Raw genomic sequence first — 18399 nt, forward strand, 5'->3', positions numbered from 1 at the left:
CTCCGCAGACAGCCGCCGACGACCAGCACGAGCACCCCGAGAGCCGGTCACACCAGCCCTTTGAACCGCGACTTTAAGTTGGCGGAGACTCTTTGGGGAACATCCCCGCATGCGCGGGGACCACGAACCATCCGCGCTGGCGCGGGCGGTCGAGGAGGGAACATCCCCGCATGCGCGGGGACCACCGGTCTCTTCGCGGTCCGCGCGCTGCTCGTCGGGGAACATCCCCGCATGCGCGGGGACCACCTGGCCGTTCCTATCGTGTACAGGTATCGGCTGGGAACATCCCCGCATGCGCGGGGACCACATCTGCTCGTACGCGGCGGCTGCGGCTTCGGGGGGAACATCCCCGCATGCGCGGGGACCACCCTCAACGGGCCTAAAGCTTGTCGTCAAAGTGATCGTGGATCATGGAGGGGTGATACGCCGCCATGAACTGTCCGATGCCGAGTGGGAACTCATACGGCCGCTGCTGCCCCGGCCTGTGCTGGGGCGGCCGCGGTTGGACGACCGGACGGTCCTCAACGGGATCGTGTGGAAGTTCCGGACCGGGGTCGCCTGGCGGGACGTGCCTGAGCGATACGGTTCCTGGACCAGCCTCCATACCCGTTTCCGCAGATGGGCGGCGGACGGTACGTTAGACCGGATGCTCCGGGCCGCGCAGGCAAAGGCCGATGCGGCAGGAGACATCGAGTGGCTGGTGTCGGTCGATTCCACCATCGTCCGCGCCCACCAGCACGCGGCCGGTGCCCGAAAAGGGGGCTCCGAAGCCCGGCCCTGGGCCGGTCCAGAGGCGGACTGACGAGCAAGATCCACCTTGCCTGCGACGGGGGAGGCCGCCCTCTGGCCTTTGTCCTGACCGGCGGGAACACCAACGACTGCACCCAGTTCACGGCCGTGATGGACGCGATACGAGTCCCTCGGACCGGGCCGGGCCGACCTCGCACCAGGCCCGACCACGTCATCGGCGACAAGGGCTACAGCTCGAAGGCCATCCGCACCTGGCTCAGGCGCCGCAGCATCGCCCACACCATTCCCGAGAGGGCCGACCAGACACGCAACCGGGCCCGGCGGGGCCGTGCCGGCGGCCGTCCGCCGTCCTTCGACCGTGAGACCTACAAGCACCGCAACGTCGTGGAACGGTGCTTCAACCGCCTCAAGGTGCGACACGAAGTCGCACACGTTAAGTGGGAAAGCCGCGAAGGAAGGAGACAGGTGCTGACCCCGGATTAGTGTCCATAATCCGTTCCCGCGCTCACATGCGCCGCTGGTAACGGCGGGGTATGAAGCTGAGCGTTCAAGCCCAAGGATTCCCTGGCCATCGGGGAACAACAGGCGAGGGAAAGGCTGGACGGGTGAACCGCGTGAACCCCCGTTGATGTCTCGTAAGGTTGAAGCCGCCCGATGGTTTGCAATCAGTGGCTATAGAACCCGGCGTTGGAAGACGCCAGGCGACTCCCGAGGACTTTAGGTCGGGAGGAGGACACCGCCGGTTCCGGGATAGAGGGGGAACCCATCCCGGCCGTAACTTACGTGTGTGGAACGTGGAAACCCCGTTGGGGTCCGGGTCTTGGCCCGGTAAGCCGACCGCAAGGAAGGCCCAAATCTCCAGCGGGAACAGGATGGCCCAAAAAGCGAACACCGGTGGATCGAAAGGTCAGAGGAAAACCCTGGAGTCCTTCAACCCAGGCCATAACTCGCCGGATACAGGTCTGCATGGCCTGACCCGAAAGGGTGCCCACGTGGGCCGGGTGAGCCTTTGAAGCATCCCGAGTGATAACGCCAGAACCTGCCGGACAAGTTAGACACGAAGGAGGAACATGCGACAGACAGTCCCTACTGCCGGCCGCACCTCCAAAGTGAACCGACCGCAGGGCGAACCACTGGACTGGCACTGCATCGACTGGGCCAGAACTGAGGGAAACGTACGGCGCCTGAGACAACGGATCTTCAAAGCGACACAGGAAGGGGACCTCAAGAAGGTCCGCAATCTGCAAAAGCTCATGCTGCGGAGCCGCAGTAACACGCTCGTGAGCGTGAAACGGGTGACGCAGCAGAGCAAGGGCCGCAAGACGGCAGGCATCGACAGGGAGCGAGCACTCACCCCCCAGGCGCGAGCTCGCATGGCGGTCGACATCGACCAGCAAACCCAACCCTGGAGAGCTAAGCCCGTCAAGCGTGTCTACATCCCGAAGAGCAATGGAAAGCAACGTCCGCTCGGCATCCCAGTAATGCGCGACCGAGTAGTCCAGGCACGCGTGAAAAATGCGCTGGAACCTGAGTGGGAAGCCCGGTTCGAATCACGGTCCTACGGATTCCGACCAGGCCGCGGATGCCACGACGCCATCCAGGCGATCTTCAGCGCCGCGAAGGGCAAGACGGCCAAGCGTCAGTGGGTACTCGACGCCGACCTGGCCGCAGCGTTCGACCGCATCGACCACGACCACCTGCTCAGCGGCGTCGGCGGCTTCCCCGCCAGGGAACTCGTCCGGCAGTGGCTGAAGGCGGGCGTGGTCGACAACGGACGCTTCACTCGCACCGACGAGGGAACTCCTCAAGGCGGAGTGATCAGCCCCCTGTTGCTCAACATTGCACTTCACGGAATGGAGGAAGCCGCAGGGGTTCGGTTCGCAACCCGCAAAGGAACAGTGATGTGGGCCGCGAAGGGGACGCCGATCCTGGTGCGTTATGCCGACGACTTTGCAGTGTTCTGCACGAGCAAGGAGGAGGCAGAGATGGTCAAGGCGCGACTTGGCAACTGGCTTGAACCCCGAGGGCTTCGATTCAACGAAGAGAAGACAAGGATCGTTCACCTTTCCGAAGGGTTCGATTTTCTGGGTTTCAATGTCCGACGCCATGGCGACAGCCTGATCATCACGCCAAGCAGGGATGCGGTGAAGAGGATCCGGAATCGACTGCGGTCCGAGATGCAGGCTCTTCTCGGGCAGAGCATCACAGTCGTACTACGCAAGCTCTCCCCGATCGTCAGGGGATGGTCTGCGTACTACCGGACGGTGGTGTCCAGCGCAACCTTCTCAGCGCTGGACAGCTACGTGTGGACGCTCACCTACAAGTGGGCCAAGCGCACCCACCCGAAGAAGTCGAAGCACTGGATCGTCAATAAGTACTTCGGCAGGCTCAACCGGTCCAAGAATAATAATTGGGTCTTCGGTGACCGCACCACAGGTGCACATCTTCCCAAGTTCGCCTGGACCAACATCAGAAGGCATCAGCTAGTCAAGGGAAAGTCGTCACCTGACGATCCCGCGCTCGGTGACTACTGGAGTCAGCGTCGCAGGACGCGTACACCTCCGCCAATGGACAAGATCAGCCTTACTCTGGCAGCCCGTCAGAAGGGACTTTGTCCGCTCTGCGGTCAGGCGCTCATCGTTGGTGCTGAATATGAGCCGGAAAGCCCACGCGAGTGGATCGACTGGTTCGACGCGATGAAGAAGCGGTTACACAAACACCACTTCGCCTACCGAAGAGACGGCGGATCTGATGAAGTGAAGAATCTTCGACTCGTTCACTCCGAATGCCATCAGCAGCTTCATGCACGAGATGGCAGCAACAAATAGCAGATTCTGTGAAGCGTTTGGGCTTGCTTGAGCCGTGGTGCCTGGAAACAGGCATGCCCGGTTCTGAGGGGGCCGGGTCATGGCAACATGACCCGGCTACCCGACCAGTGGCGCGGCATCGCCACCAGGTACGACAAGACCGCCCAGTCCTACCAAGCAGCCGTCACCCTCGCATCGCTCCTGATGTGGGCCTGACACTTTGACGACAACTCCTAGCGGTCTGCGGCCCGCACGTTGTCACTGGCGCAGGCGGTGGACATAAGGCTTTGGGCTGGCTGGTGAAACGTGGAACGCGCACGAACCAGCCTGGAGCAGACGGTGCCCCACACCTGTGCGGGGCACCGTGTTGTAGCTGGTCAGGCAGGGGTGATGTTCTCCGCCTGGGGGCCCTTCTGCCCCTGGGTGATGTCGAACTTCACCTTCTGCCCCTCGCTGAGCTCGCGGAAGCCGGAGCTGGCGATGTTCGAGTAGTGAGCGAAGACATCCGGGCCCCCGCCGTCCTGCTCGATGAACCCGAATCCCTTTTCCGCGTTGAACCACTTCACAGTGCCGGTAGCCATATGTCCTCCAGGGGACTCGAAGATCGGGACCCGCGTGCTACGGATCCCGGAGGTGATCGCCCTGGCCCTCAGAGACACTGAACAGCAAAACACCCCGCGAACTCGCTTACACGGGGACGGTACTTCGGAACCATGACAGCTCCCCCAAACGCTACACGGACAGCCCCCCACCCACCAGCAACCCACACCCCACAAACCTCCCCCGAAGGAAGCCCCACCACGGCGCTCCCCGGGTGGTCGCGAAACCCGCCGCGAGCTCGGCATACACCCCGGCACACAGCGCCCTCCACAGCGCCGGACTGCGCACAGGGATCGGTCCGGCTCGCGCTGGGTGGGGAAGGCAACAGTGATGGCGCGGTGTGGTTTCGCGAATGCGGTGCGGCGTTGCTTCCACTGCCGCCACCGCTGATTCTTCGCTTCCCCGCCGCCCGCGTGAGAAGACGGGTTGGTGGCGTGGGTGGGTGTCAGCGGATGGTGGATCCGGGCGCCTGGTCACGGGCGTTGTGGCGGGTCGGTTTGGCTGTCCATTTTCTGGCCTGTCGACTAGATGCGATAGGCCCCAGTCCTCGGTTTGCCGTGCTCCCGTGCGTAGGGGGTGAGGGCAATCGTCCCGGTGCCGCGGACCTGGGTATGCGGGCCCAGGTTGAAAGGGCTCACCCCCAGCGCCTGGGCCAACTCAGGAGCCAGGTATGCGGCCCGGTCCTCCCATTGTTCAGCAGGGTCGTCGTCGGCCGACTCCACGCCCGGAGATGAGGCCAGCCCCATCTCCGTTCGCCATGCGGTCTCCTGGAGCAGGGGGTCCCCCAGGGCGAAGCGGGCCTCGTCGTCTCCCCAGCAGGCGAAGAAGCGGCGCACCACCTGCCCGGCTTCTGCGACAAGCCAACCCGAACCGCCGCCCTGCTCGCCGAAGTAGTACGCCTGCGCTTGGTCATAGCGCCTGCTCAGCTCCGCCACCAAGCGCAGGACGTCCTCGGCACGCTCAGGGTCGACGGGGCTGCACCACGGACCGAGCAGCAGAGTCCAGCCGTCCACCTGGGGTGTCACGTACACCCGCCCATAGGCAGGGACATCGACGCTGTCGTGGGCGACGACGCTATGCCCCAGCGCGAAGGTGCACTGCCGCTGATCCCAAAGGCTCAGCACCTCCATGATCCCCATCCGGTCACCGCCGGGCACGGCTATCCAGGAGAGGGAACAGGTATCCAAGGGGATCGCCTGCTCTCCCAGCACCTTGATCCGGATGAGCCGTTCCACGGCAGCCAGGTCATGCCCGGACAGGGCCTGCTCACCGCCTACCGAAGCCAGCACGGTGAGCGCCCTCGCCCGCAGTGCGCCCGGCCCGTCGCGGCGGATCTTCCGCAACGGCTCGATGACGCCCGGCCCGAGCATCGTCAAGACCCACTCCACCCGTTGGGCCACCTCTGGGTGCGGATCAGCCAGGACGGGAATGAGCGCCTCGATCACGGAGTCGAGGTCCTGCCCGGGCTGAGGGGGGCGGCCAGGCGGGACAGCGCGGGCGAACTGGATCCCCACAGCGGCGTAGTTGCGCACATGAGCCGAGGGGTGAGAGAGGGCTTCGATGTAGCGTTCGACTGCCCTGAACCCGGTGAACACCCCGCCTATCCGTCGTCGTGACTCCTGGTCCATCGCCTGGGCGAGCGCTGTTAGCACCTCGTTGTATGCCGCCAGCCCGATCTTCGTGGTCACAACGAACTCGATCTCCCACGGGCGCACCGGCGACGACTCGCGGAGCAGCTCCCGCAGGAGAGGCTGAACGGCGGCCTGCCCCATAGCTGCCAGGACGTCTCGCGCTGCTTCCCGCATGCCTCGATCCGCAAGATCCTCAATCGCCTTCACATCATCCACCCCTTGGCGCACAGCAGTTTGGTGACCAGGTCTGAGATTGTCCCTCCGGCAAGGACCCGGCTGCGCAGCATCCCTCGGACGCCTCTTACCACCGTGCCTACGCGCGACAGCCGCGAGCCGGCCTTCGCATGAACGGTCGGGCCAGGGCCGCGCGCTGGCGAATGCGCACCTGGATCGACCTCGCCCGCGCGACCCGATTCAGCAGTAGTGCAGTCATCACCATGCGTTGCGGTCAAGGCCCGAGCCTTCGATACGCACTTGTCCGGACGTCAAGCCCGGAACACAACGAACAGGTGGTCCAACAGTGAAACGGTCTCAGCAAGCACGCGGGTCAGCGCCCCGAAACCAGCAGTTTGATGCAATTTCAGCCAGGCGACCATTGCCGGGATCTCACCCGGATGACAGGCTCGCCGTAGCGCTGGCTCCCTGGCGCCATGGCTGCACATGGAACAGGTAGCGGGCCCACCGCGTTCCAGCGCGGCGCCCACCGAGGGTGGCGCATCCCCAGCGGATGCGACCACCCTCCGCACGTGCGACCTGCCCGAGGACTGCGCTCTGCGCCTCCTCGGCGTGGCCCGGCCGCACGCGGCCCTGGAACTGCCCGCCACCACCGACCGCCCCGCTGCACCCCGACGCACCGTCACACCAGACTCATCCGCTCCGAAACTGTCAATCTTCGCTGGACGGTGGAAGGAGAAGGCGCCTGCATGCCCACGGGACGTCACCGATGTCCCGAGCGGCCCCGTGGAACTGTCCACGGCGCCGCTCGCTGTTTCCTGGCGCCGTGTCAGCGTGGGGCGCTACCGTTTTCCATACAGCTAGACGCGTACTGCCGTACACCGCCATCCCGGCGCCCACGCCACCGGGACACCGTCGGTCAACCGAGTCAACAACCCTGCGGGTCAATGCAGCTAGCCCATGCGCGGGACGTCGTCGTACCCGAGGAGAAGATCACCACGCTGCGTTCGACTGGCCTGACCTCAACTCGACCCCCGCCAGCGTCTGGAGCTAACGAGCTGGTGCGTGATTGCGTTTGAGACGTGGATGCCTGACCGGGGGTTTTTGTCAGTCGGTGGTGTTGCGGTCGGAGACGAGGCCGGCGATGGCCCGGTAGGTGGCGGGCAGATTCTCCCGGCGGTGGGTCCAGCGGACCAATTGCTTCCAGCGTTTGTGATCGGCGAGGGCGTGTTCGACGGTGATGCGCTTCGAGGAGTGCCGGTGCCGGGCTCGTAGGCGGGCTTCGAGGACCTCGGGAGGGCTGATCTTGTTTCCCTTCCTCGGCGGCGTCACCGCTTGGCCGGGATGGTCGCGGCGGAGTCCGAGGTAGCCGTCGTCCAGAAGGACTTCAACGTCGGAGAAGCGCTGGAAACAGGTACCGATGCCCTCGTTGCGTGCAGCGGTCGCGTCATGCATCCGCCCTGGTCGCAGGGCGTCGGTCCAGAGCGTGCGGCCCTCATGGTCGGCGACGACGGTGGCCTTCATCGTGTTCTGCTTCTTCTTCCCCGAGACGAAGGCACGGCGTCCGCCGCGGCCGGCCGGGGGCCGACGGACCTGGACTTCGGTGGCGTCCAGCCGCAGCTCGATGCCTTCGGCCTGGGCGTATGCGAACACATCCGCCAAGGTCCGCAGCCGCAGGCCGGGCCGGTCCGGGACCGCACATCCCCGCTCGGCCAGCAGCCCTCGCATCTCGCCGATCGCACGGGTGATGGTGGAGCGATCGACGCCGAACAGCAGCCCCAACGCCGCATGCGGCAAATGGTGCCGCAGATGAATCAGCGTGGCCACGAGCCGGTCGACGAACACCAGTCGATGCCGGACACCGGCTCCTGCTTCACGTCGCCTGGCCCCGCCGCGGGCTCTGTGACGACGCCCCTCGACCACCGCCTGCCAAGGGTCGGCCAACTCCTCAATCAGGTAAGCGAGATGCCCCCGAGAGACCCCTGTGAACACCTGATGCGCGAGAACCGTCCGACTGACCATGATCGCCACATCCGGATCATGCCACCCACCAGCAAGAACACCTCACGCGCAATCACGCACCAGCTCGTAAGAGCGGTCGAAGCCTGCTGCTGTGTGAACCGTGCACCCTGGCCGGCACAGGCCAACAAAGACGGGTGCGCAGCAGCCCCGCACTGTGACGCAGGGAGCGGGGCTGCGGGCGTCAGGACACCGACGAGTGCGTCTCTCCGGGCGACGCGACCATCAAGATCATCTGATTCTGCGAAACCCGGACATGCCGAGCAGTCCACTCAGTCTGCCTCGGGTCTCCAGAAGGGGGCAGCGCGTCGAGCGGAGTACGCCGCGAGGAGGCCGATGGCCACAGCGGCCAGGGAGAAACCGGTGGCCGCGGTGACCAGGACTGCCCAGGAGAATCTGCCTTCCCGCAGGGAGACGACGAAGAACAGCGAGTGCCAGTTGGTGATGAAGGTCGCGAGGGCAGTCGCGATCAGCAGCGGCACAGTCAGATACCAGAGGGCAATCGTGCGAAAGACCTGGTCGTTGCCAGTCAGAACGCTCAATGGTGCCAGTCCTGCTCTGATGCGCACAAACTCTGCGGCGGCGCTGATCAGCCCTGCCACGAGCAACAGCGCTAGGCCAGTACCGCCAAAGAGGAAGAGCCAGTTGTTGAGATTGTTCTTTTGTTGGGCGCCGATCACCCAGACTTCTCCCGGTGTGTCGACGTTGATGCCAGGGTGGGCAGCGTAGGCCGCTCTTTCGATCTCGGCACGGTGTCCTGGTTCATCGGCGGTGACGATGAGGGACCCGTTGACCTTACCGACGGGCAAGTCGCCGTTGACGGCCCGGACAGTGAGGTTTCCTGCGTAGGGGCGGGCCAGCTCCTCCAGCCGGGGATCGCTCGTGGTGACATGCTGCGCGGTGTCTGGGCAGGGCAGGCGCAGGGACTTCAGGTCGGGGCAGGATCCCACCAGGTCGATGCGGGGGTGGTCGCCTTCAGGGTGGGCGGTAGCGACCAGAAGGTGCGTTCCTTGAGGGAGGTCGCGTGAGAAATTCTTGACGGCGCCGGAGGTGAGAGTGCTGCTGTGAACCGTGTAGAGGGTGTCTCCAACGCGTTCGGTTGTCCGCTGTGCAGCGGCTGCGCTGTCTCCGAGTCGGCTGTTCCAGACCTGGAGGTGGCTGATGAGACCAATACCGATGATGAAGACCACGGAGAGACGCACCAGGACGCCAGGGTGCGCCGCGGTCCAGCGGCCTGCGATGAGCCGGCCGGGATTCCCGTCGCGGTAGCCGCGGGCGGCGATCCGTTTGCCGTTGGCGACGCACAGTTGGGCAATCACCGAGGGCAGCGTGGCCCACATCAGGACGGTGCCGACCAGGAAGGCTGCGATGTCCGGGCCCTTGGGAGCGTACTGACTGAAGGCGATCGTCACAACGCCAACCACGCAGAGGGCCATGCGCCATTTCGGCAGACGTGAAGTGGACGTGCTTGGCCGAGTGGCCGTCTGGGAGCGCTGTACCCGGTGCAGGAGTACGACCAGCAGCAGTGTCAGGACCAGCGATACGGCAAGTGCGCCGGCCAGTTCGGGCCACGCCCGGCGTGTGTCGGCTGTGCTGATGATGTAGCCGGTGATAGGCAGGCGCACATCGGTTGACAGAAGCAGCGCGGCCGGGAAGAGAACCAACAAGGTTCCGGCAGCGGCCGGTACGAAGGCCTCTCCGACGTTGATCACGGCTCGGTGGGCCCATGAGGCGCCCAGGGCGTTGACGAGCTGGCTTCGGCGATCGCGGGTCGCCGATCCGACGCGGGTGGCTACCACCAGCAGCGCCAGGGCTGGCACAGCCATCAACACGGCGATAGCACCGCCGGTTTCGACCGCCGTGGAGGGATAGATCTCCTGATTCATCGGAAAGAGTTGACCGAAGCCGGTGATGTACTGCCAGGACTCTGCTGCGGGGTCAACCGGCGGGTGGGCCGGGCGGACATAGGCCATGCGCTCGGAGGGTGATCTCAACCCCTGCGGGTCGATCTTTCCGGCGTAGTGGCCGTAGCGGTCAAGGCTGTCGTGGTTCTCAGCCGCCCGGGCCAGCTCGGGAGAGAGGAAGGCTTCACCAGGGCGGGGCCAGCGAGAGAGACCTGACGGTGGAGGGCTCTTGGGTGCGAGCGGCTCAATGTAGATGACGCCGTGTGGTGAGATACCGAACGAATCGACGGCTTCCTTCCACAGGGCGGTGGCTTGATGGGCGCTGCCGGTCACGACGGGGCCGCGGGCCGTGTCGCGTTGGGTGCGCCCGTCAAATGTGGCGGTAGTGGTGGCGAACGCCAGTGCGGTCAGAGCCAGGGCGGCCGAGGCCGCCATCAGCGCCCAGGAGCGCAGTCGCGTGCCGGGCGTCGTTCGTGCTGCGGCCAGACCGACCCTGAGGAGCTGGATCCACAGTCGACCTGGGCGGCGGGTCTGGGTGGGGCGCGAGCCGATCACGCGTGTGTTCCTCGGGGGGCGGGGACGAGAGTGCTCGCCTGCAGCTCAAACGCATGCGTGGCACGCTCGGCGATGGCTGGGTCATGGGTGACGACCAGGAGCGCGCAGCTGCGTTCGCGACAGATTCGGAAAAGCTGGTCGGCAACGTTCTCACGTGCTTTGGGGTCAAGCGCGCCGGTCGGTTCATCCGCCAGTAGTACGGGCGGCTGCGCGATGAGAGCTCGGGCTACTGCGGTGCGCTGGCGTTCTCCGCCCGAGAGCATCCCTGTGGGGGTGGTCCCGTGGGGAACATGAAGTTCGTCCAGGAGCCGGATGGCGGCGTCGTATGCCTGATGGTGGTCGGAGCCGTCCAGGAGCATAGGGAGTGCGACGTTTTCCACGGGGGTCAGTTCAGGGAGCAACTCACCAAACTGAAAGACCATGCCGAGGTGTTTGCGGCGAGCCTTGGCTAGGGAACCGGGTAGCAGACCGGTCAGACGGTGTCCTCCAGCGGTGATCGTGCCGGAGTCGGGTTTGATCAGGCCGAGTACGCACATCAGAAGTGTGGACTTGCCTGACCCGCTGGGCCCGGTGATAGCCACGGACTCACCTGGAGCCACGGTGAGGTCGACGTTGTTGAGCAGTACGCGGTCCTCGACCTGATAGGTCAAGCCCTTCACCTGAAGGCCATCGCCCAGCGGCGGTGTGGGGGTCACAGCACGTCCGTATTCTTGTTGGAAGGCAAACCGAAGAGGAAACGGGTACCGCCGGGCAAGCCACGGTGCGGCTTGCCCGGCGGATGGTGTTGCGGTGAGGCCAGGTTACGGGGCAACCCAACCTGAACAGTCGTCCGAGGCCCAGTCGTTGTCGTCGCACGCCTTGAACTTGATGACCTTCGAGCCATCACCCGAGATCACGCGAGTCTTCCAACCACTGTGGTTCCACAGTGTGCGAAGAGTACCGGCGCTGTCCTGCCGGTAGTACTCGGCCTTGCCCGGGTCACCGTCATCGCTACCGTCGTAGACGGAGATGAGCCCATTGTCACTGTTCCACGGGCTGGTAGCAGTGACGCCTCCGCCTGTGGCGCTGGCCGCCATAGCGCTGGTGGTGGGCACCGCGATGCCAATGGCCAGCACTATGCCGGCTATCGCCTTGATTCTGCGCATGAGTGTTTCCCTCCCCTTTGAGTCAACCAGTGCGGCTCTCGTGCCGCCCGCGGTCACTGATTGATCATGCAAAGGCCAAAGAATCTCCACAACAAGATCACGTAATAGCGACCAAATCGCGCCATGGCGTTTAACAGTCCGCAGCAGATGGCTGGTCGCGATCCGCGGCGGCGGGTTCGGTGGTGTATGAGCTGCACGCTGCTGTCGACCGGACGATGACTCCTCGACTGTCATGCCGTAACGGTTCGTGCCGAGGCCACGCGACACAGCGGCCGAGAAACTATCGAGGGAGGGAGTTTTACCGAGGGGCTTCCTCAGCAGCGGAGGCAAAGAATGAAAGCGGCAGCCGTACGACAGGCCACAGAGGCGCGCGGCCGCCTGATGGCCTACCGCACTGCCTACGCCTCCCAGGCTGAGACCGCCCGCCGCCGACTGCACGCCCCACGGCGCAACGCGTTGGACAAGGCCACGAAGGCGACGATCGGCACCAATCCCTACGGGCACGGGTCGGTGGAGGCCAAACCCGGCGAACGCGACTACCGCTAAGCCACCGTCACCAGCGCCGATGCGATCGTCGTCTACTGCATCAGCGCCCCCGACGTCCTCACCGTCACCGCCGTCAAACTCATCACCTTCTGACACAACACCACGCGGTGTTCGAGAGCGCCCCACCGGACGAGTCGTGACGGCCATCTCGGGTACGTCAGCCGTCCCGTACTGCTGATCACTGCGGTCCACATCATCGGCTGACCCTGAATGTCGAATCGGTGGAGGACGGGCTGATCCTGCCGTTCTGGATGGCCTCGACGAGATGGACGCCGAAGGAGGGAACGCTCCACGGGCCCGCCGGGCGATGCGGGAACTGGACGCCTACCGATACGGACGCCCCCGTGCCAGCATGATCCTCACGTCCCGCAGTGCCGCGTACGACACGTTAGGTGCCCACGCACGCGACACCGCGCGAGTGGAGATATGGGTCCGTGTGTGGCCAGGTGCCCACCGCCTCGCTTCCCCCCTGCGTCGCCCCCGGGACTGGGGCCGCGCCATGACCGGCGTCCTCGGCGGCTCCGCCGCCGGCTTCCTCATCGCGGTGGCCGTCGGTTCCATGATCCTCTTGATCATCAACGCGTCGGACGGGGACTTCGAGCTGCACTGGGACTGGTACTGGGTCTGGGAGCGCAACGTCGTGCCGATGATCTTCTCTATGGGGGTGATCTTCGGGCTACCGGCCGGATTCATGTTCGGGCCCGTGGGTGGAGTGTTCCGCAGGGAGGTCTCGGAGGTCGGGGACCCGCGGTGCCTGATCCGCGACGACCTTCTGGTCGCTCTCGCCATCACCGTGCTGATGAGCCTGCCTCTCGCCTACTTCGTCACGCTCCTCGTCACTGCCGACCATCTCGGGTACCTGCTCTTCGTGCCAGTTGCCGCGGCTTTGGCAACCGTCACCGCAAGAGTTACGAGCGTCCCTGCCAGCATGCGCTACGTCGTGTTCCTGTTGCTCACCCGCTTCGGGCACCATCGACTGCCCTGGCGCCTGGGGCGATTCCTCCACTGGGCCACCCAGGTCGGCATCATGCGCACCGCCGGAATCGCGTACCAGTTCCGCCACCGGGAGCTCCAAGACTGGCTCGCCGTCCGAGCCCGTGGGCCCGGCCAGGCTGGGTTTCCCTATCTGTGGGCGTCAGCGGGCCCTTGCCGACCTCACGCCAGCATTGCTGGCGATTCGTCAGTTGCAGTTCCGGTGCATGGGGAGTGATCCGGGAGTCGACTGGGCGTCTCCAGATGTGAACGCTGCCGAGCAACGTCGATCGAACGCCGCATCGCGATGATGCGGGGCCGAAGTGGGGTAGCGGGACGATGGCCGGCGGTGTGCTCTCTCTGACGCTGCGCCTGGCCCGGGGCCTCTCCGCGCTGGCGCCATCTGACCATGTCCACCGACAAGGAAGGCTTCCGGACCTTCCCTACGGAGTTCACACGGTGGCTCCCAACGAGAGCTCTCTGTGCACAACGGCCAAGCCCTGGTTCATCCAGCAGTTCCGCACCATCGCGCGTAGCATCCAGGCCCCGCTGAACAGAACGCCCTCGCTGGAGACGGCGCACCCGACAACGATTGAGTGAGACCGCTCAAGTGAACTGCTGAGGGCTCGGCGTGCGCGGCAGCCCCAGTTCCCGCCAGATCTCGTCGAGTGCCGCGACGAACTTTCGCACCTCGGACGGGTCGTGCACGGCTCCGGGAGCTGTCCTGAGGATTTCCTGGCCGGCGCGCACGCTCGGCGCGTTGATCGCCTGTACATAGGCGCCGTGGCGTTCCAGTAGAACGCTGGAGATCTGTTTGGAGAGGTCGTCATCGCCTACGAATACAGAGACGATATGGGACTCGTCGGAGACAAAGGGAATCCCGTGTTCCCTGAGTAGTCGGTGCATCAGACGAGCGTTTTCAGTGAGCCTTTTGCGTTCCTCGTCGGAGGAGCGCAGATGTCGGACCGCGGCGAGGGCGCCCGCCACGACGGCCGGCGGGAGGGCCGTGGTGAAGATGAAGGAGCGGGAGAAGCCGCGCACTGCGTCGATCAATTCGGCGGGACCTGCTATGTATCCACCGGTGGTACCGAATCCCTTGGCCAGTGTGCCCATGATGACGGTGAACTCGTCAGCCAGTCCCTGGCTCGCGGCGATACCGGCTCCCTGGGGCCCGTACATTCCGACCGCATGCACCTCGTCGAGGAAGGTCATCGCGCCGTGGTTGCGCGCGATCCTCGCTATCTCGGCGAGTGGGGCGACATCCCCCGCCATCGAGTAGACCGACTCCAGGACGATCATTTTTGGACGGTCAGGATCAGCGGCGGAGATCAACTCTTCCAGATGTGCCGTGTCATTGTGGCGGAAGATGCGCTTCTCCGCGCCGCTGTGCCGGAGTCCGTCGATGATCGAGGCGTGGTTCATCTCGTCGGAGAAGACGAGACAGTTCCCCAAGCGGCCGGCGAGTACCGAGAGGGCCCCGTCATTGGCGGTGTACCCGGAGGTGAAGAGCAGTGCGTCGGTCTTGCCGTGCAGATCCGCGAGTTCCCTCTCCAGCAAGACGTGGTAGCGGTTGGTCCCCCCGATGTTCCGGGAGCCACCCGCCCCCGCGCCGTACTCGTCGAGCGCTTCCCGCGTCGCTGCCAGTACGAGCGGATGCTGGCCCATTCCCAGGTAGTCGTTGCTGCACCACACGTTGATCTCGGAGACGACTCCGTCGCGGTGGTTCTGCGCCGCCGGGAATTGCCCGGCCAGCCGCCCGATTTGAAGGAACTCCCGTTTCCCCTCCGTGGACCCTAATTCCTGAATGTGTCGCGAAAAGAGCTCCAGGTAATGGTCCATGACGTCAACTCATTTCTCTGAGAACTGCGTCGATGCGGAACTCGGACTGGTTGAGGGGATTATCCCACAGCGGCATATCACTTCAATGTCGCGGGCTGCGACATTTCGATATCTTCGCCCCGCCCCTCAGGGAATTTGCACTCCTGACACATCTATGCGTCGTGTTGTATGCTCCCCGGAAATCCCTCGCAGCGGCACAAAAAGGAGTTCCGTATGCCGTCGAACGAAACATATGTCAGTCAGATCCTCAAGGTAATCTCAGCCGAGCCGGAAAAGGTGGTCCTGTCATGGCATGACAAGACCCTGACCGCGGCGGAGTTAGCTGCCCTGGTCCGTTCCGCCGCGAACACCCTGCGCCAGCACGTCGACGCGAACGGGAAGGCCGCCGACACGGTGGTCGCCATCCTCACCGTCACCAACACGGCCCCGACCCTGATCCTGCGGTACGCCGCGAATCTGATCGGTGCCACGGTGGTTCATCTGCACACCACCAACGCGGTCGACCCCGGGGATCATTTGATCGCCGATGCCAAACTCAAGATCCTCCAGGAGACCGGCGCGACGCACCTGGCCGTGGACGCGGAGAACCTCGCGGGCGCTCGTGCGCTGCGCGAGCTGCTGCCGGCTCCCCTCGACCTCATTGGTCTCGGTGATCTTGGTCCCGACGTCCTCGACCTGACCACCGAGGACGCGAGCGCCTTCGATCCGGCCGATGTCGATATGAGGCTTGACCAACCCGCGGTGGTGACCTACACGAGCGGCACGACCGGCAAGCCGAAGGGCATCGCCGTCGACTTCCAGACCCGAAACGGCTTCATCTCCGCCGGCCTACAGATGGGCTGGCGGTCCGTCTATCTGGCCACGCTCCCGATGAGCCACTCCAGTGGTGCCACGACCGATGACTCGCTCGCGTCCGGCGGCTCGGTGTTCCTGCGGGACGGATTCGACGCTGGCGACGTGCTGCGCGCCGTGCAGCAGCACCGGATCACCCGGCTACTGGTCTCACCTCCCCAGCTGTACATGCTCCTGGACCACCCCGACGTGAGCTCGACCGATCTGTCCAGTCTCCAGATGGTCACCTATGTGGGATCTCCAGCGTCCCCGGAGCGCCTGGCCGACGCGGTCAAGGTCTTCGGTGACGTGCTCATCCAGGTGTACGCCACCAGCGAGGCGGGCTTCGTCAGCATGCTCTCGCCGGCCGAGCACCTCGACCCCCGTCTGCGGATCACGGTCGGACGGCCGATACCCGGTTGGGTTCAGATCCGCGATCAGGACGACCACCATGATCTGCCGGCCGGTGAGGTCGGCGAGATCTGCGTACGCTCGGCATTCACCATGAGCGAGTACGTGGGAGAGCCCGAACTCACGGCCCGGACTGTACGGGACGGCTGGGTGCACACCGGCGACCTCGGCTTCATCGACGGCGACGGCTACCTTCACATCCGCGGTCGGATCGGCGAGGTGATGAAGACCAACGGCATCAAGATCCATCCGGTGACGGTTGAGAACGCCTTCCTAGCCCACCCCGACGTCGTGCAGGCATGCGTCTTCTGCGTCCATGACGAGGACCGGATCGAGCACATGCACGCCGCAGTGGTGCTGCGCGAGGGAAGCACCGCCACCGCCGCCGATCTGGCGGAGCACATCCGTGTCGCCATCTCACCGAAGCACATACCCGAGGAGATCGGCATCCGTACCGCGCTGCCCCTGACCGGTGCAGGCAAGCCGGACAAGGCGCGGCTGGCCGCGGAAGCGAACGTGTGAGACCCGTATGTCCCTCTCGGTGGCCGCCGTACTTGCCGAGTCCGCGCTGCGGCGGCCGGAACACCCGGCGATCGTGTTCGACACACGGAAGATCACCTACCGCGAACTGTGGGACGGGGCGCGGCGGTACGCGGCCGTGCTGCGAGACCGGGGCATCGGCCCCGGCGACAACGTGGCGCTACTGCTTCCTAACACACCGCACTTCCCGCTGGCCTACTTCGGGGTTCTCGCGCTCGGTGCGACCGCGGTCCCCGTCCACGCCCTGCTCCGGGCGGATGAGATCTCCTACGTGCTCAAGGACTCCGGGGCCGCCGCGCTGATCTGTGCCGCCCCGCTGCTGGGCGAGGGCGGCAAGGCCGCGGAGGCAGCCGGGACACCCGTGCTCACCGTCATGGAGGAGAGAAGGACCAACGCTCCGCGCCTGGACGCACTCGCCGCGCGGACTACACCGATCGACCGTCATGTACCGCGTGAACCCGGCGACATCGCGGTGATCCTCTACACCTCCGGCACCACCGGCCAGCCCAAAGGCGCCCTGCTCACCCATCTCAACGTGGTGATGAACGTCGACACCACCATGCTCTCTCCCTTCGACTTCACGGCTGACGACGTCCTCCTCGGCTGTCTGCCGCTTTTTCACACCTTCGGCCAGATCTGCGGAATGAACACATGCTTCCGGGCGGGGGCGACCCTGGTGCTGATGCCCAGGTTCGACGGTCCACAGGCACTGGACCTCATGGTGCGCGAGAATTGCACCCTGTTCATGGGGGTTCCGACGATGTACGTGGCGCTCCTCGACGTAGCCCGGGCCGATCCGCGCCGGCCGCCACTCAACCGGGCGTTCTCCGGTGGCGCAGCCCTGTCGGTGACACTCCTCGACGAGTTCCGGGAGATGTATGGCTGCCCGGTCTACGAGGGGTACGGACTGACCGAGACATCTCCCGTGGTGGCGTACAACCAGAAGGCGTGGCCGCTCAAGCCGGGAACCGTGGGCAGAGCGATCTGGGGCGTCGAAGTCGAGATCGCCAGAGCTGAAGTGGCCGACCGGGTCGAGTTGTTGCCCGCCGGCGAACTGGGCGAGGTCGTCATCCGGGGACACAACGTGATGGCCGGCTATCTGAACCGGCCAGAGGCGACCGCCGAGGCGATCGTGGACGGTTGGTTCCGCTCGGGCGACCTCGGTGTCAAGGACGATGAAGGCTATCTGTCCATCGTCGACCGGAAGAAGGACATGGTGCTGCGCGCCGGGTACAACGTGTACCCGCGCGAGTTGGAGGACGTACTGGCCCGGCATCCGGCGATCGCCCAGGTCGCTGTCGTGGGGCTACCGCACGCCGTTCACGGTGAGGAGGTGTGCGCGGTGGTGTTGACGCGCCCCGGCTCGGTGCCGGGCCCGGCGCTCGGTGCCGAGATCGTGGCCTGGGGCCGGGAACGGATGGCTGCGTACAAGTACCCACGTCTGGTGGAGTTCGTCGATGCCTTTCCGCTCGGCCCCAGCGGCAAGGTGCTCAAACGCGAGTTGGTCTCCCGGTTGAGCGGTGCGGCGGGCCTGGAGCCGTAGGGCTGGCCAGGGCGCCCGCGGTGGACTCGAACCCTGGCGTGGCCGGGCTCACCGCGGGCTCCGCGCCCGCGCGGCGAGCGTGGAGCGCACCGGGGCGTCACCACTGTTTCCTCGCGCCGGTGCACGTATCCG

General features: G+C 65.2%; 12 protein-coding genes, 1 pseudogene and 1 CRISPR repeat array. Of the genes and pseudogenes, 6 read left to right on the forward strand and 7 right to left on the reverse strand.

From position 1 onward, the window contains the following. The first annotated feature begins 95 nt into the window (after positions 1–95). Positions 96–368: a CRISPR direct-repeat array (repeat unit 29 nt; unit sequence GGGAACATCCCCGCATGCGCGGGGACCAC). Positions 369–421: 53 nt separating this feature from the next. Together OID54_RS33000 and ltrA are read left to right on the forward strand one after the other, a co-directional pair. After that, positions 422–1233: pseudogene (locus OID54_RS33000) on the forward strand (IS5 family transposase). 587 nt (positions 1234–1820) lie between these two features. Further along, a complete protein-coding gene (gene ltrA / locus OID54_RS33005) occupies positions 1821–3578 on the forward strand; it encodes a group II intron reverse transcriptase/maturase (RefSeq protein ID WP_329025602.1) in 1758 nt (585 codons plus the stop codon). Between the two features lie 356 nt (positions 3579–3934). Here the strand turns inward: ltrA and OID54_RS33010 are convergent, their stop codons facing one another. The 6 genes from OID54_RS33010 to OID54_RS33035 all read right to left on the reverse strand — a co-directional run bounded on the left by OID54_RS33010 (position 3935) and on the right by OID54_RS33035 (position 11819). Next, positions 3935–4138 carry a cold-shock protein gene (locus tag OID54_RS33010; RefSeq protein ID WP_329013690.1) on the reverse strand — a complete coding sequence of 68 codons (204 nt, stop codon included), beginning with the start codon at positions 4136–4138 and terminating at the stop codon, positions 3935–3937. 543 nt (positions 4139–4681) lie between these two features. Continuing rightward, complete coding sequence (locus tag OID54_RS33015) at positions 4682–5995, reverse strand: HEAT repeat domain-containing protein (protein WP_329025605.1); 1314 nt, start codon at positions 5993–5995, stop codon at positions 4682–4684. A 1074-nt stretch (positions 5996–7069) separates the two neighbouring features. Further along, the gene (locus OID54_RS33020; protein ID WP_329027926.1) at positions 7070–7984 is read right to left on the reverse strand and encodes a transposase family protein; all 915 of its coding nucleotides are present in this window, start codon (positions 7982–7984) and stop codon (positions 7070–7072) included. A gap of 269 nt (positions 7985–8253) precedes the next feature. After that, positions 8254–10440 carry a permease gene (locus OID54_RS33025; protein WP_329025606.1) on the reverse strand — a complete coding sequence of 729 codons (2187 nt, stop codon included), beginning with the start codon at positions 10438–10440 and terminating at the stop codon, positions 8254–8256. Beyond that, a complete protein-coding gene (locus tag OID54_RS33030; RefSeq protein WP_329025608.1) occupies positions 10437–11135 on the reverse strand; it encodes an ABC transporter ATP-binding protein in 699 nt (232 codons plus the stop codon). The genes OID54_RS33025 and OID54_RS33030 overlap by 4 nt, the downstream gene beginning before the upstream one ends. A 105-nt stretch (positions 11136–11240) precedes the next feature. Beyond that, a complete protein-coding gene (locus OID54_RS33035; RefSeq protein ID WP_329025609.1) occupies positions 11241–11819 on the reverse strand; it encodes a hypothetical protein in 579 nt (192 codons plus the stop codon). A 99-nt stretch (positions 11820–11918) separates the two neighbouring features. On the opposite strand from OID54_RS33035, the gene OID54_RS33040 reads away from it, so the two are divergent. Further along, positions 11919–12131 (forward strand): hypothetical protein, encoded by a 213-nt coding sequence (locus tag OID54_RS33040; protein WP_329025611.1) that lies wholly within the window; start codon positions 11919–11921, stop codon positions 12129–12131. A 265-nt stretch (positions 12132–12396) separates the two neighbouring features. Beyond that, the gene (locus tag OID54_RS33045) at positions 12397–13341 is read left to right on the forward strand and encodes a hypothetical protein (RefSeq protein WP_329025613.1); all 945 of its coding nucleotides are present in this window, start codon (positions 12397–12399) and stop codon (positions 13339–13341) included. A gap of 368 nt (positions 13342–13709) precedes the next feature. On the opposite strand, the gene hemA is transcribed toward OID54_RS33045, so the two are convergent. Then, positions 13710–14942 carry a 5-aminolevulinate synthase gene (gene hemA, locus OID54_RS33050; RefSeq protein ID WP_329025615.1) on the reverse strand — a complete coding sequence of 411 codons (1233 nt, stop codon included), beginning with the start codon at positions 14940–14942 and terminating at the stop codon, positions 13710–13712. 213 nt (positions 14943–15155) lie between these two features. On the opposite strand from hemA, the gene OID54_RS33055 reads away from it, so the two are divergent. Beyond that, the gene (locus OID54_RS33055; protein WP_329025617.1) at positions 15156–16706 is read left to right on the forward strand and encodes an AMP-binding protein; all 1551 of its coding nucleotides are present in this window, start codon (positions 15156–15158) and stop codon (positions 16704–16706) included. Between the two features lie 7 nt (positions 16707–16713). After that, positions 16714–18267 (forward strand): long-chain-fatty-acid--CoA ligase, encoded by a 1554-nt coding sequence (locus OID54_RS33060; protein WP_329025620.1) that lies wholly within the window; start codon positions 16714–16716, stop codon positions 18265–18267. The last annotated feature ends 132 nt before the right edge of the window (positions 18268–18399 follow it).

It is taken from the genome of Streptomyces sp. NBC_00690 (genome assembly GCF_036226685.1).
In the GTDB taxonomy this organism is placed as follows: Bacteria; Actinomycetota; Actinomycetes; order Streptomycetales; family Streptomycetaceae; genus Streptomyces.

Coding starts and splice junctions, on each gene's coding strand:
- OID54_RS33010 (WP_329013690.1), bottom strand. CDS start 4,138: ATGGCTACCGGCACTGTGAAGTGGTTCAACGCGGAAAAGGGATTCGGG.
- OID54_RS33035 (WP_329025609.1), bottom strand. CDS start 11,819: ATGACAGTCGAGGAGTCATCGTCCGGTCGACAGCAGCGTGCAGCTCAT.
- hemA (WP_329025615.1), bottom strand. CDS start 14,942: ATGGACCATTACCTGGAGCTCTTTTCGCGACACATTCAGGAATTAGGG.
- OID54_RS33020 (WP_329027926.1), bottom strand. CDS start 7,984: ATGGTCAGTCGGACGGTTCTCGCGCATCAGGTGTTCACAGGGGTCTCT.
- OID54_RS33055 (WP_329025617.1), top strand. CDS start 15,156: ATGCCGTCGAACGAAACATATGTCAGTCAGATCCTCAAGGTAATCTCA.
- ltrA (WP_329025602.1), top strand. CDS start 1,821: ATGCGACAGACAGTCCCTACTGCCGGCCGCACCTCCAAAGTGAACCGA.
- OID54_RS33060 (WP_329025620.1), top strand. CDS start 16,714: ATGTCCCTCTCGGTGGCCGCCGTACTTGCCGAGTCCGCGCTGCGGCGG.
- OID54_RS33045 (WP_329025613.1), top strand. CDS start 12,397: ATGGACGCCGAAGGAGGGAACGCTCCACGGGCCCGCCGGGCGATGCGG.
- OID54_RS33040 (WP_329025611.1), top strand. CDS start 11,919: ATGAAAGCGGCAGCCGTACGACAGGCCACAGAGGCGCGCGGCCGCCTG.